The organism is Methylomicrobium album BG8, assembly GCF_000214275.2.
GTDB lineage: Bacteria > Pseudomonadota > Gammaproteobacteria > Methylococcales > Methylomonadaceae > Methylomicrobium > Methylomicrobium agile.
This window is the reverse complement of record NZ_CM001475.1, coordinates 956101-970000: the sequence shown is the minus strand read 5'-3', so window position 1 is coordinate 970000 and position 13900 is coordinate 956101. Positions and strand designations below refer to the sequence as shown.

Genomic DNA, 13900 nt, shown 5'->3' with positions numbered 1-13900 from the left:
TTTTCGGACTTGGCAAACGGTTTTGTGAATTTTTTGCGATGGTAAATCTTAACACCACAAAATTTCCTTAAGAATTAAGCACTTTTCCCTTGGGACCATTCAGCCGGTCCAGATATTTAGACACACCCTGTTTTACATTCAAAAACTCGCTCTGATAACCCGCCTGCCGCAAACCGGAAATATCGGCCTGCGTATAGCTTTGATAAGCGCCTTTCAGATGATCCGGGAACGGAATGTATTCTATCTCGCCTTCGCCGTGCCAGTCGATGACTGCTCGGGCGACCTGATTGAATGTCTCGGCTTTGCCGGTACCGACATTGAAAATGCCCCGCTGGTCGGGATGATCGAAAAACCACAGATTCACATCGACCACATCGCCGACGTAGACAAAGTCGCGCCGCTGCTCGCCGTTCGGGATGCCGTCACACCCTTCGAATAATCTCGCCTTTTTCTGCTCGATCACTTGCCGGTTGAAATGGAATGCGGTGCTGCTCATCGCGCCTTTGTGCTGTTCGCGCGGCCCATAAACATTGAAATAGCGGAAGCCTACGATCGGGCTCCGGGTTTCCGGCAAGATTCGCCGCACGTACTGGTCGAACTGGAATTTGGAGTAAGCATACATATTGATGGGCCGCTCGCATTCGCGTTCGACCCGGAAGCCGTTTTCGCCGCTGCCGTACACCGAAGCGGAGGAGGCATAGATGAACGGCACATTCTTGCCGATGCACCATTGCAATAGACGTTTCGAATAATCGTAATTGTTTTCCATCACGAAGCGCCCGTCCCATTCGGTCGTGGCGGAACAGGCGCCCTGATGGAACACGCCCCGAACCCGGTTCAAGAAACAGGGCGATTCGAGCTTTTGAATGAACTGGTCTTTGTCCAGATAATCGGCGATATCGAGATCGGCCAGATTATGCATCTTGCGGCCGTTCAGCAGATTGTCGACGACCAGAATGTCTCGCTCGCCGCGCTCGTTCAATGCCTTGACCAGATTGCTGCCGATAAACCCGGCGCCGCCCGTCACTACGATCATGCTGTCCCCCTCGCCTTGTTGATCATCGATGTCGTCGATTGCCCCTCGACGAACTGCAAAATTCTGACTTCGCCGCCCGCCTCGATCACGCAATCGCCGCCGGCAACCTGATCGGGCGCGTAATCGCCGCCCTTGACCAGCACGTCGGGCAACAGGCGGCAATAAAGGCGTTCCGGCGTTTCTTCCTCGAAGGCGACAACCCAATCCACACAGGCCAGCGCGGACAATACGGTCATCCGTTCCTTCAAACCATTGATCGGGCGCGACTCGCCTTTCAACTGCCTGACCGACGCATCCGAATTGACTGCCACGATCAGCCGATCGCCGAGCGCTTTCGCCTGCTCCAGATAGGTCACGTGCCCCGCATGCAGCAGGTCGAAGCAGCCGTTGGTCATGATGATCTTTTCGTTATGGGCCTTCGCGCGGGCGACGATATGCATCAGTTCGTCTTCGGAGACGATTCCGTACTGCGATCCGCGGTCGCCGTGCAGCGCCCGGCTCAGCTCCTCGACCGAAACGGTCGAGGTACCGAGCTTGCCGACCACGATGCCACCGGCCAGATTGGCCAGGCACATCGCCTCGTGCAGAGGAAGATCCAGCGCCACCCCGAGCGCCATTACCCCGATCACCGTATCGCCGGCGCCGGTCACGTCGAAAACGTCCTTGGCTTGCGCGGGCAACGAATGGGTTTCGGTTTCCCGAATCAGCGTCATGCCGGCTTCGCCGCGCGTCAACAGCAAGTTTTGCATTCCACAGCGCTGCAGAAGCTCCCGTCCTTTGTCCAGGATTTCGGCTTCGCTCGCGCAAGCGCCCGCCACCGCAAAAAACTCGGACAGGTTCGGCGTAATCACGTCCGCATGCCGATAGCGCCCATAATCGACGCCTTTCGGATCGACCAACACTTTCAGGCCGGTCTGCTTCGCGGTCGCGATATGGTGCGTCACATCGGCCAGCGTGCCCTTGCCGTAGTCGGAAAACACGACCGCATCATGATCGGGCAGATGCCGCTTCAGCTTCGCGCTCATCTGGGCGCCGTCGAACGCGATCGGCGTATCTTCGAAATCGAGCCGCAGCAATTGCTGATGCTGGGCCATGATCCGCAATTTGCAGATGCTGCGCGCGCCTTCAGCCACCACGAAGTCGCAGACGACCCCTTCAGCTTCGAGCAGGTCGCGCACCCTTTCGCCTTCCGGATCGTCGCCGACCACGCCAAGCAAGGTCACCCTGCCGCCCAGCCTGGCGATATTCAAGGCGACGTTGCCGGCGCCGCCGATCCGCTCTTCGCTGCCTTTGACCTTGACGACCGGCACCGGCGCTTCCGGCGAGATGCGCGCGGCCTGGCCGGACCAATAGCGGTCCAGCATCACGTCGCCGACGACGAGAATCCGTGCCGGGGAAAAATCAGGTGTGGTCGCGATCATGAAACGCCTCCTCGACCAAGCCGCACCACCAGTGTCCGATCAATATATGCGCCTCCTGAATCCGCGCAGTCACTTGCTCAGGCACCACGATCGACATCGTCGCGACTCCGGCCAGCATGCCGCCGCCATTACCGGTCAAACCGATCACCGCCATCCCTTTATCGATTGCGGCCTCGGCCGCATTCAGCACGTTTCTGCTGGTTCCGGAGGTCGAAATCGCGATCAGGCAGTCGTTGTCGGTGCCGAGCGCCTCGACCTGGCGGGCGAACACGCTGTCGAAATGATAGTCGTTCGAATGCGCGGTCAGAATGGAAGAGTCGGTCGTCAACGCGATCGCCGCCAGCGGCCGCCGGTGTTTTTCGTAGCGGACCACGAACTCGGCCGCGATATGCTGGCAGTCCGCCGCGCTGCCGCCGTTGCCGCAGAGCAGGATTTTGCCGCCCTGTTTGAGCGTATCGATCAGAAGCTCGCCGGCCGATTCGATCACATCGGTGCGCGTCCTGAGCTTTTCGATCATCGCCTGATGCTGTTCGAGCTCGGCAATAAAGGTTTTCAAATCAACATCCTCTCAGTACTTTGAAATATTCGATCAGGTGATATCGCCTGCTTCGGCCGGCTCTTTGACCTGCATCTGGTGCAGCCGCGCATAGGCCCCGTTCAGCGCCAGCAGCTCCTGATGCAAGCCGCGCTCGACGATCCGCCCGTGCTCCATCACCAGAATCATATCAGCATTTTCGATCGTCGATAACCGATGCGCGATCACCAGCGTGGTCCTGCCCTGCATCACTTTTTGCAGGGCGGCTTGAATATAACGCTCCGATTCGGTATCGAGGGCCGAGGTAGCTTCGTCGAGAATCAGGATCGGCGCATCCTTCAGCAAGGCGCGCGCGAGCGCGAGCCGCTGGCGCTGACCGCCGGACAGCTTGACGCCGTTCTCGCCAATCTCGGTATCGAGCCCCAGATCGAGCTTGTCGACGAACTCCAGCGCATAGGCGTCGCGCGCGGCAGTTTCGATTTTTTCGCGCTCGGCGCCGGCCAAGGCGCCATAGGCGATGTTGTTCGCGATCGTATCGTTGAACAGGATCACCTGCTGGGTAACCAGGGCGATCTGCTGCCGCAAATTGGCCAGTCTGTAGCGGTTGATTTCAACGCCGTCGAGCAGGATTTCGCCCTCGTCGTGCGGATAGAAGCGCAGAATCAGATTCGCGAAGGTACTCTTGCCGCCGCCGGAAGCGCCGACCAGCGCCACCGTCTGGCCGGGTTCGATCCTGACGTCGATATTCTTCAACGCCCAGTCGCCTGCGCCCGGGTAGCGGAACGACAGATTTTTGAATTCCAGCGCGCCCCGGCTTCTGGCCGTTTCGAAATCGCCTGTGTCCGGTTCGCCTTGCTCGTCCAGAATTTCGAACAGTGATTCGGCCGCCGCAATCCCTTTCTGAATCTCGCCGTTCGCATCGCTGAGCTGCCGAATCGGCCGCGGCAGCAGAAACGCCGCGGTCAGATAGCCGACGAATTCGCCGACCGTGGCTTTCTGCATGAAGAACAGCGCCAGGTACATCAAGCCGGACAAGGCAATCGCAATGATGAACTGCATCAAAGGATTGTGAATCGCCATCGTGGTCGCCAGCTTCAGCGACTGCCGCCGGTTATACAGGCTGCTTTCGAGAAAGCGCCGTTTTTCGTAGGCTTCGCCGCCGTAGCTGCGCACGACCCGGTGGCCGCCGACCAATTCGGAAGTAATATGGGTCATGTCGCCTACCGATTCCTGGATGCGCTTACTGATCATCCGCAGGCGCTTGCTGACGTAAGTGACCAATACCGCAATGATCGGCGTGATCGCGACGAATATCATCGACAACTTCCAATTCGTGTAAAACAGATAGGCGATCATCCCGACCGAGGTCAGCCCTTCGCGTACGAAAGTCCGCACCGAATCGGTCGTGGCCCGGGTCACCTCGCCGACATTGTTCGTGATCCGGGCAATCATGTAACCGCTGTTGTTCGCATCGAAATAGGTCGTCGGCAGTTCGGTGTATTTGTCGAAAATCTGGCAGCGCAGCGCATGCACGACATTGGTCGAAACTTTCGCGAGGAAATAATTGCCGAGGTAGGCGCCGATGCCGTGGATCACGATCAGTCCGCTAAACAGCAGGGGCAAATAATACATCCCTTCGCGGGCTTCGGTTTGCAGGGTGTCGATGATGTGCTTGACTAAAGCCGCGAACAGTGTCTGCGTGCCCGAATACAGGATGAAGCCGAAGAAACTGATCAGAAACAGTCCCCGGTGCGGCCTGACATAGGTCAAGAGGCGCCGATAGACCTGGGCGCTGCCTTTTGCTGCGGTTTTATTTTTAGTTTTCCTGGATAAATTCATCGTGTCGTCGAGGCGGGTTCGGGAAGATATTGCACGACGCCGCGCTCAGCGATTTTAAAATCCTCCCGCGCCAGCCGTTCCATCAACCGCTGGTAATTCAAATCCTGGCGGCTCTTGTCGTTGGAGGAATGCCAAAGATGCAGCACCGACACCGCAAAGCGCCCTTCCTTGCGCCGGACGCCGGCATGGATCAGCCGAATCACCAGATCGGAATCTTCATAGCCCCAACCTTCGAACAGTTCGTCGAAGCCGTTCACCGCGATAAAGTCGCTTTTCCACACGCCCAGGTTGCAGGTCATCGCCTTTTCCCATTTGCGGGGTTGAAAATAACGCAATTTGCCGAGCGGCAAATGCAGCAGCGCCGAAATGCGATTGATCCGGCCCAGCAGCCTGAGCCACCAAAAATAAGGCCAGCGCCGCAAATAAATCGGCAGCCGTTCGGCCAGCACTTGGTTCGTGAAACCCCGGCTGAGCAGGATCCGGTTGCCGGGCACGAAATAACCGGTCTCGGCCAGCCGACGATGCCGGGAAATAAAATCGGGCATCAATAAGCAATCGCCATCGACGAACAACAGATATTCGCCGCGGCTTTTGGCCGCAGCCTTGTTGCGGATCGTGCCCGCGCGAAAACCTCGATCTTCATGATGGACATAGACGATTGGAACCGGAGCATCTTGGCAATAGCTTTGCGCCGTTTCGCGATGCTCCGGCCGTGAGCCGTCATCGGCGATCACGATCTCGAAATCACGGTCGGTCTGCGCTAACAGACTGTCGAGGCAAAGCTGCAAAGCCTCCGGCCAGTTGTAGGTCGTCACGATCACCGAAATCAAGCTCATGACGGAAGGCGTCCGCGCGTTTGCAGTTCCCACAGCTTCAGGTATTTGTAATAGGCGCCTTCGGCGTTCGATACGGCCAGCATGAAGCCATGCCGTCCATCCAGCAGCGCAGCCTTCACGAAGTAAGTCCGAAAAAAAGTCCACACCCCTTTCAGGACCGCCTTGGACAAGGAAGACCGGACGCCTTTCCGGTAAAGCATTTCCGCACCCAAGGCCGAATAATTGTTCACCTTATGCAGCACTTCGTCCAGATTCACAAACGCTTCGTGCAGGAGCGGCGACTGCAGACGACCGGTTTCGCCCTGGACAATAATGCGCTCGTGCACGGCCGAATCGGTAAACCGTCCCGCTTCGCGCCGGAACAGCCTGAGCACATAATCCGGCCACCAGCCGCCGTGCCGGATCGACCGGCCGCAATAATCGGACAAGCGGGGAATTTCGTAGCCGTTAAGCTGCGGCGAGGCAATCGCAAGTTCGATTTCCCGCCTCAATTCAGGCGTCACGACTTCGTCCGCATCGATCGAGAAGAGCCAGTCGCCTTGCGCTTTTTCCAGCGCGCGCTGTTTCTGAACCCCGAAACCGGGCCAGTCGGTTTCGAATACTTTATCCGTGAAGCGCCGGCAAATCGCGACCGTCTCGTCGCTACTGCCGGAGTCGAGCACGACGATTTCGTCGGCCCAACTGACCGATTCCAGGCAGCGGCCGATATGCGCCGCTTCGTTTTTGGTGATCACGATTACGCTAAGCATGAGCGATGCCCATCTTTTCGCCGGACTCCAAGGCTGCGAAACAAAGCGCGATCATCACGGCGAACCAGTGGCCTTCGGTATGATCGTAAATCGGGGTATTGAAAAGGCTGGTAATCAGCAAAGAAATCAACAAGCCTTGCGCCAGCCATTTTTCCCGATCGGGTAATTTGCGCGATTCGAAAAACTGGCTGCTCAAGAATCCGAAATAAGGAATCAATCCGAACAAACCAAGCTGCACGCCGATAAACAAAAATTCATTGTGCGGATGCTGCGCCAGCAATTTTTCGTCTTGCGCAACGCGGGCATACTCCTCGGCAAAGCTGCCGGTGCCATGCCCGAACAACGGCTTTTCGGCAATCAGTTTGGCCGAATATTTCCAGAACGTATAACGCTGCCCCATCGACGAATCGGTCTGTTCCGGCTTTTCCTGCATATAGGCCTGGGTATTTTCGATCCCTTCAAAGACCCGCTTGGCCTTGTTCGAAAACCCCAGAAACAACCCGAAGAAGATCGCCAGGACCAGGCAAGTCAATAAACATCTCTTGAAACTTAAGCGCTGCACCGCAAACAACACAGTCAGCACCAGAACCATCAGTTGACCGGTGCGTCCTTCGACGATAAAAAACACATTGAACACGGCGAGCAAAAACAAGCCAAGGTACAGCCGCCCGGCAGGCCCGCCGACCATCGACCGGTGCAGGCAATAAAAAGCAAAAAAGCCGATAAAAATGCCGTGGGTAATCCGGCTTTTCAAGGAAGCTCCGTGGTAAGAGGACGTTTCCAAAACATCCAGGCTCATCAGAAAAGAAATCGCCAGCGACACCAGCGAAGCTACCACAAAGGCCCGCCAGGCGAGGTCACGATAGCGCGGCCTATTCAATAAAGAGAGCAATACGGGGATGAACAGCAGCTCGCGGTATTTTTTCAACGAAGCGATCGCCTCGTCATGCGGCGCAGTGCCGTAAGCCAGGCCCGCGATCAAACAGCCGAACAGCAGCAGAGACCAGGCCGCGACCGGATAACGCTTCAATACGGTTGTCAAACCGACGAACCGGGCCGACAGCAGCCAGATCAAACCGACCACGATCGAAGCGACCACCGCGATCGCTGTCGAGAAATAAATCCCGGCGAGGAACAGGGCCACGGTCATGCCGCCCATATTCAGAAGCCGCTCCTGAACGCGCGAAGGCAAATTGATGTTAGACGATATCTGCATGCGTAAAATGAGTAAATCGGCCCTCTTTCTGCGTTCAAAAAAGGGGACCGTTATTGTAGCTTAGCCGTAAAAAAAATGTGCGCCGATCTGCCTGCCATCTATTCGCAGGGACATTCGACCGAAACGGGACAACTCCGGCCGATGCTACCGCAATACCTGCCGTATCGCCTCGATCACGCGTCGCGCAGGCAGACGGCAGAGGCATTCGCTGCGGCTCGACCGGTGGCGCTCGCAGCCTTCCAGGTCGCACGGCACGCAATCGCCCTCTCCCTGGATCAGATACACGTTATTCACCTGCCGGTTGCCGGATTTTTCGAACGGATTCCGGTCCTGCCGGTAACCGTAGGGCCAGGGCGCCCATTTGACCGGATTGGTCGGACCGAACAGCGCCACGACCGGGATGCCGGTCGCGGCCGCCAAGTGGGTAATGCCGGTGTCGGGCCCGACGAAACATTTGGCGCGCGCAATGATGTCCGCCAATTCCGCGAGGGTAACCTGTCCCGCCAGATTGACCGTGTCTTCGGGCAGCTTGCTCTGTAATGCGTCGAGATAGGCGATCTCTTCCTCTCCCGGCCCGCCCGAGAGTACCAACCGCAACCCCTGCCGGCGCAGATAGCGGCCGATGTCGAGCCAGCCTTCTGTCGTCCATTGCTTGTAGGCCCATTGCGGATAGGGATGCAGCACCGCGTATTCCGGCGACAGTAAAAAGGATTTTACCGAGCCGCTGTGGGGAGGTATCAGGGCATGACTTCGGGGTATCCGAAGCGCATCGGCAAGTTTCAGGTTCTGCAGCACCGTGTGCGTATGTTCGTTATCGTGCTCGGCATAGCCGTTCAACAAATAACGCTTCCACCAGCCGGCGGCCCCTTTGGGCGGCACGACCCCGGCCCGGCACGGCGCCGCGATCAGACTGTAAATGAAGGGCCGGTCGCCGGCCTGCACCGCAAGCGCCAGATCGTAGCGCCTGAAAATGCGCGGAATCAGCGTCAGGTAGTCCCGAAGTTTCGGGCGGTTGGGCGTCGTAATGATACGTTCGATATCGGGATTGCCTTCGAACATGCCGGCGGTGTTGCGGTAAATCAGGATATCGATCTTCGCTTCGGGAAATGCCTGTTTCAGCGAATGAATCAGCGGCGTCGCCAGCAGCGCATCGCCGAGGAAGCGCATCGCGATCAGCAAAATCCGGGCGGGCGGACGCTTCAAGAAATGCGCTTTTATGATCGGCATGACGCGCTATTCGCCGCTGCCGGCACCCTGCCAGGCATTTTTGTCCGCTCTGGCCCGCCAGCGCGCCCCCAGCATTTTGGCAATCGCCAACACCCGCGGCGCCCCGCCTAATGCCACCGCATCGACCAGGCAATACCAAGCGGCGACCCCGCTCGGCGGGTTGCCCTGGGGCAGTTTCAACACCGGATCGATCGCGGCCCATTTCCAGGTACCGGCCGCGGTGCCGATCAGTTCCAGCCAAGTAGTGATGAAAAAGGCGGCCAGATACACCATCGGCGAGCGCCCCTTGAACAGATAAATCAGAAACACCACGAACAGCAGCGCGCCGACCCAATCGCCTTGCTCGCCGAGCCCGCTGATGCCCCAGAACGACCAGGCGCCGCAAACCAGTACCACGAAGCCGGCGATTTCGCGCGCATAGGTCTGGAAAAAGCCGGAGCGGGCCAGCGCAACCGCTGTCAGATATACCATCCCGTGCCCCGGCGGCACATAGGCAGGCACGTTATGATAGCGGTAGGTATAGCCGCCCATGAAAGGAGAAGCGAAATGCTCGCCGATCGTCGCAAAAGCGACCGCAATCGCGACCTGTACCCGGATTTCCTTGTTTTCGCCGAGCAGCAGACCGATCAAAAACACCCAGGCGCAAACGCCCAGCGCATTCTGTTTCTCCATGCTCGCATTCGCATCGCTCAACAGACAGACCGCGACACAGAAAAACGTAAAGCCCGCGATGAAATAGTCGCGTTTTCGATGGGAATAGACCGCCCCTGCCTTCGGAAAATGGCGTAGCACATGCACCTCTTATGATTATTATTTATCGGCTCGATCCAAATACCGCTCTTCCAGCCAGAATCCGCGACCTCAGCGGCAAAGGATCGAAGCGCGGCTCAATTCAATTTTCGAAAAGGCCTTCGTAGCTGGGATATGGAAGTCCTTAACCGAACACCCAGGCGATTGCCCCATACCGGCCGAGTTTGCCGAGCAGAATCACAAGCGTACCGGTCAACAGCGGCAATTTCAACCAGCCGCCCGCAAAACACAGCGCATCGCCGATGACCGGCAGCCAGGAAAAGAACAACGCCCAAATGCCCCGTTTCATGACCACATCCAGCGCTTTTTGCGATTTTTCCGGCAACAGCGAAGCCGCCGGATAACGTTTTGCGGCCAACATGCCCAATCCCCATGTCGTCATCGCACCCAGGGTATTGCCGAGCGTCGCGGCGCCGACCAAGGCCAGGGCCGGATGCCGCCCTTCCGCAAGCAAATAAGCCAGTACCGCTTCGGAACCTCCGGGCGCGATGGTGGCGGAAACGAAGGCGCTGACAAACAAGCCGCCGATTTCAAACCAGGCTTCCCGCATTTTCGATGCTCAATAAAAACCCCTGCTGCAATCTGCAGACAGGGGTCCGGTAGAATTCATCCAAATCAGCCGCGGGGCAACATCTTCGACTTGTTCGAAGAAATCATCTTGACCAGCTTGGCGATCAAGCCCAGCAACAGCTCGATAAACTGGCGCAGCAACACGAACGCATGGGTGGCGGCTTCGGAAAACGTCATGCCTTTGAAGGTACGCGCCAATACCGGCGCCAGCAATAAGCCGATCGCGAGCCCGATCACGGTAATGCCGGAAACGAAAGAATCGTCTTGCCGAACCGCAGGCGTCGAAACGGAGGAAGGAGATGGCGACGACACAGAGCCCGGCTCGGAAGAAGTCGTCGAAGCAGCCGCCGGCTTCGCAATTACCGGAATGGCGCTGTCGGTGTAATCGTCGGAAATTTCAAGCGCGGTCACGCCCGGAATGCTCGGCAAATCGCCGCTGCCCGCGCCGACTTTCAGCTGCGCCTTCATGCCTTTTTCCATATGCTGGGCAATATCGCAATGCACCAGATAGGTTTTGTCGCCCGGCGGCAGAATCAGCGTGCCGGAAATCTTGGCAGGGCCCGAAACTTCCAGGTGAAACATGCCTTTCGGATAGAGGTATTTCGGTAAACCGTGCATCATCCATTGATGTCTGATGCCGTCCTCGTTGATGAAGTGCACCGTCAGTTTGGTGCAAGGTTTGAACTGGAACTCCTGGGTGTCGAACGCGAACATCCTGCCCGGAAATTTCTCCGCGTATTTATGCCCGGCACGGACCGTGATTTCTTTCGTTTCCGAAATCTTGTCGCAGCCGCCCGGCAACGTATCGGTATTTTGCCCCATTACCATCCCGCCGCCCATGTCCATCAAGTGGCCGGCCCCGTGATCCATCAGCATCTTGTTATGGTCTTCATATTCTTGAGCCGCGAGCGGCGCAGCAAATCCCAGAACCAGTGCTCCGGCCCACAATAATTTCACCATCACTTTACCTCTACAACTTCAAACTAAGATTCCGCGTTAACGCTTCCGGCAGGAAAGACGTTAACGCGAACAAAACCCCGCCCTCGCGGAGCTCAAAAACTAGGCGCTCGTTTTCTTTCCGAGCAAACCGTCGACTTTGTTTTTGAATGCGGCGTTGGACAGATACAGTCCATACACACCCGCAAACGCGAACAGAATATACAGCACATAGCTGGATGTGCTGGTCGGCGCGCCGGTACCTGCGGTGAAGCTCATATGCGCATCCAGGCGATCGCCTTGATCAGGCACCAGCGTGATATGGATCAGGTATTTGCCCGCTTCCGGCACGCCGTTCGGCAAGTCCAGATTGACGGTGCCGGATTTGTGCTTGCTGGCAGGCAGGAAAAATACCCGGGTGCCTTCCGGCTCTTTGGTGACTTCAAATTCAACCGACATGTTCCGGTATCTCATGTCCTGGTAATCGAAAACCAGCTGAGTCGGGGTAGCGGCACCTGGAAGTTTGCCGCAAAACTCTTCGGCCGGATAGGATTTCGGCTGATAGGCGGTGTAATGGATCCAGTGGCTCGGCTCCAGTTCGAATTTACATTGATCGGTATCGGTACCCGCTGCGCCGCCGTGCGCCCAGACCGCCGCAGACAGCAGCAGGCCCAGCATTCCTAGAAAACCTTTTGCGATAAAATGTGCTCTGTTCATAATGCCTTCCAGTTTCGATAAATTATTATATTTACAACAACCAAGCTCTAAGCAGCGCTTGAACTCCCCAAAATAACCTTATTTCCAATAAAGTCAATTGCCAGTAGGCCACTCTAGCATATCAAAACCCTTAAATTCAAGGCATTGATGACCTTCCAGCCGGTAATCCGTCAAACCTTCTTCCGCCCGCCAATGTTCTATTGCCATACTCCCTTCATTTCCGTAGACTTACACCCACTAATTCGGATTATTTAGATCTTGGAGTCCCTAAAAATGTCGTCATTGACTCATTCCAAAGCGTGGAGCGCACTCAAAACCCATTTTCAATACATTCAAAACGAATCGATGAGGGAAATTTTTAGGAAAGACCCGGACCGCTTCAAAAAGTTCTCCCTCCGGCTCGACGACATCATTTTCGATTACTCCAAAAACCGCATCCACGAAGAAACCATTGCCCTCCTCGTCGACTTGGCCGAATCGCAAGGGCTCAGGCAGAAAATCGAGGCGATGTTCACCGGCAAAATCATCAATATCACTGAACACCGCGCCGTTCTGCATACGGCTCTTCGTAACCGCAGCAACACCCCCGTGTATGTCGACGGCAAGGATGTGATGCCGGACATCAACCGCGTACTGGCCCAAATGCGCGCCTTTTGCGCAGCGGTCCGAGCGGGGGATTGGAAAGGCTATAGCGGCCGGGCCATCACCGATATCGTCAGCATCGGCATCGGCGGCTCCGGCCTGGGTCCCAAAATGGTGTCCGCGGCGCTGTCCCCTTATGGTTCGGATCGGCTCAAAGTCCACTATGTTTCGAATGTAGACCAAACTAATCTGGTCGAGGTGCTGAAACCCTTGTCCGCCGAAACGACCTTGTTCGTGATCGCCTCGAAAGTTTTCAATACCCAGGAAACCATGATGAACGCCCGGTCGGCCAGAAACTGGTTGACCGAGCGCTCCGGATCGGAAGCGGCGATTCCGAAACATTTCGTCGCGATCTCGACGCACGCGGAGAATGTCGCCCGGTTCGGCATCGATACCGAGAACATGTTCGAGTTCTGGGACTGGGTCGGCGGCCGCTATTCGCTGTGGTCGGCGGTCGGCTTATCGACCGCGCTGAGCATCGGCATGGATCATTTCGAAGAACTGCTGCAAGGCGCTTACGAGGCCGACCTGCATTTCCGCCATACGCCGTTCGACCGGAACATTCCGGTCATCATGGCCCTGCTTGGCGTCTGGTACAATAATTTTTTCGGCGCCGATTCGCACGCGGTGATTCCTTACGACCAGTCGATGCGCTATTTCGCGGATTACCTGCAGCAGGGCGACATGGAAAGCAACGGCAAAAGCGTCGATCTGGACGGCAATCGGGTCGATTACAGCACCGGGCCGATTATCTGGGGCCAGCCTGGCACCAACGGCCAGCACGCCTTTTTCCAGTTGATCCATCAGGGCACCAAGCTGATCCCGTGCGATTTCATGGCCGCCGCGAACAGCCATTATCCTCTGCCCGAGCACCATGATATTCTGATCTCCAATTTCCTCGCCCAGCCGGAAGCGCTAATGAACGGCCTGACCGAGGAAGAAGTCAAAGCCCGGCTGTCGCCGGAAGAACGGGAAGACCGGGTGCTGGTCGCCTCGAAAGTGTTCGACGGCAACAAACCCTCCAATGCCTTCCTGTATAAAAAGATGACGCCGAGAACGTTGGGTTCTCTGATCGCGTTTTACGAACACAAGATTTTCACGCAAGGCGTAATCTGGCATATCAACTCGTTCGACCAGATGGGCGTCGAACTCGGCAAGGTGCTGGCCAAGGCGATACTGCCCGAGCTGAAAAACGACCGGATCATCACCAGCCATGACAGTTCGACGAACGGATTGATCAATGCCTATAAACAATATAAAGAACGCGCCTAATCGTACGCACGCACCACAGCGGCTCCAGCCAGATCCTTTTATAGATCTGGAGAATGAAGGGAAGCGGAATAAACCGGAGAGCCTTAACCTCCGG

Annotated in this window: 13 protein-coding genes; 1 reads left to right on the top strand and 12 read right to left on the bottom strand. The window is 56.8% G+C overall.

The window, feature by feature from the left end:
• Positions 1-67 precede the first annotated feature (67 nt).
• The 12 genes from rfaD to METAL_RS04180 form a co-directional block, all read right to left on the bottom strand.
• Positions 68-1036, bottom strand: a complete 969-nt coding sequence (gene rfaD / locus METAL_RS04235; protein ID WP_005369958.1) for an ADP-glyceromanno-heptose 6-epimerase — start codon at positions 1034-1036, stop codon at positions 68-70.
• On the bottom strand, positions 1033-2457 hold the full coding sequence (hldE, locus tag METAL_RS04230; RefSeq protein ID WP_005369957.1) for a bifunctional D-glycero-beta-D-manno-heptose-7-phosphate kinase/D-glycero-beta-D-manno-heptose 1-phosphate adenylyltransferase HldE: 1425 nt from the start codon (positions 2455-2457) through the stop codon (positions 1033-1035). The genes rfaD and hldE overlap by 4 nt, the downstream gene beginning before the upstream one ends.
• The gene (locus tag METAL_RS04225; protein WP_051040464.1) at positions 2438-2974 is read right to left on the bottom strand and encodes a D-sedoheptulose-7-phosphate isomerase; all 537 of its coding nucleotides are present in this window, start codon (positions 2972-2974) and stop codon (positions 2438-2440) included. The genes hldE and METAL_RS04225 overlap by 20 nt, the downstream gene beginning before the upstream one ends.
• A gap of 72 nt (positions 2975-3046) precedes the next feature.
• Positions 3047-4831, bottom strand: coding sequence for a lipid A export permease/ATP-binding protein MsbA (msbA, locus tag METAL_RS04220; protein ID WP_005369955.1), 1785 nt, complete (start codon positions 4829-4831; stop codon positions 3047-3049).
• The gene (locus METAL_RS04215) at positions 4828-5667 is read right to left on the bottom strand and encodes a glycosyltransferase family 2 protein (RefSeq protein ID WP_005369954.1); all 840 of its coding nucleotides are present in this window, start codon (positions 5665-5667) and stop codon (positions 4828-4830) included. The genes msbA and METAL_RS04215 overlap by 4 nt, the downstream gene beginning before the upstream one ends.
• Positions 5664-6416: a glycosyltransferase family 2 protein gene (locus METAL_RS04210; protein WP_005369953.1), complete on the bottom strand. Its 753-nt coding sequence runs from the start codon at positions 6414-6416 to the stop codon at positions 5664-5666. Before METAL_RS04210 ends, METAL_RS04215 begins: the two co-directional genes overlap by 4 nt.
• Positions 6409-7632, bottom strand: a complete 1224-nt coding sequence (locus METAL_RS04205; RefSeq protein WP_036303941.1) for an O-antigen ligase family protein — start codon at positions 7630-7632, stop codon at positions 6409-6411. Before METAL_RS04205 ends, METAL_RS04210 begins: the two co-directional genes overlap by 8 nt.
• 144 nt (positions 7633-7776) lie before the next feature.
• A complete protein-coding gene (locus tag METAL_RS04200; RefSeq protein ID WP_005369951.1) occupies positions 7777-8859 on the bottom strand; it encodes a glycosyltransferase family 9 protein in 1083 nt (360 codons plus the stop codon).
• Positions 8860-8865: 6 nt separating this feature from the next.
• Positions 8866-9651, bottom strand: a complete 786-nt coding sequence (locus METAL_RS04195) for a hypothetical protein (RefSeq protein WP_005369950.1) — start codon at positions 9649-9651, stop codon at positions 8866-8868.
• Between the two features lie 142 nt (positions 9652-9793).
• Complete coding sequence (locus METAL_RS04190; protein ID WP_005369949.1) at positions 9794-10219, bottom strand: YqaA family protein; 426 nt, start codon at positions 10217-10219, stop codon at positions 9794-9796.
• Positions 10220-10284: 65 nt separating this feature from the next.
• Complete coding sequence (locus METAL_RS04185) at positions 10285-11199, bottom strand: cupredoxin domain-containing protein (RefSeq protein ID WP_005369948.1); 915 nt, start codon at positions 11197-11199, stop codon at positions 10285-10287.
• Between the two features lie 99 nt (positions 11200-11298).
• Positions 11299-11892, bottom strand: a complete 594-nt coding sequence (locus tag METAL_RS04180; RefSeq protein ID WP_005369947.1) for a hypothetical protein — start codon at positions 11890-11892, stop codon at positions 11299-11301.
• A gap of 273 nt (positions 11893-12165) precedes the next feature.
• On the opposite strand from METAL_RS04180, the gene pgi reads away from it, so the two are divergent.
• Positions 12166-13806, top strand: a complete 1641-nt coding sequence (pgi, locus tag METAL_RS04175) for a glucose-6-phosphate isomerase (protein ID WP_005369946.1) — start codon at positions 12166-12168, stop codon at positions 13804-13806.
• Positions 13807-13900: the final 94 nt, after the last annotated feature.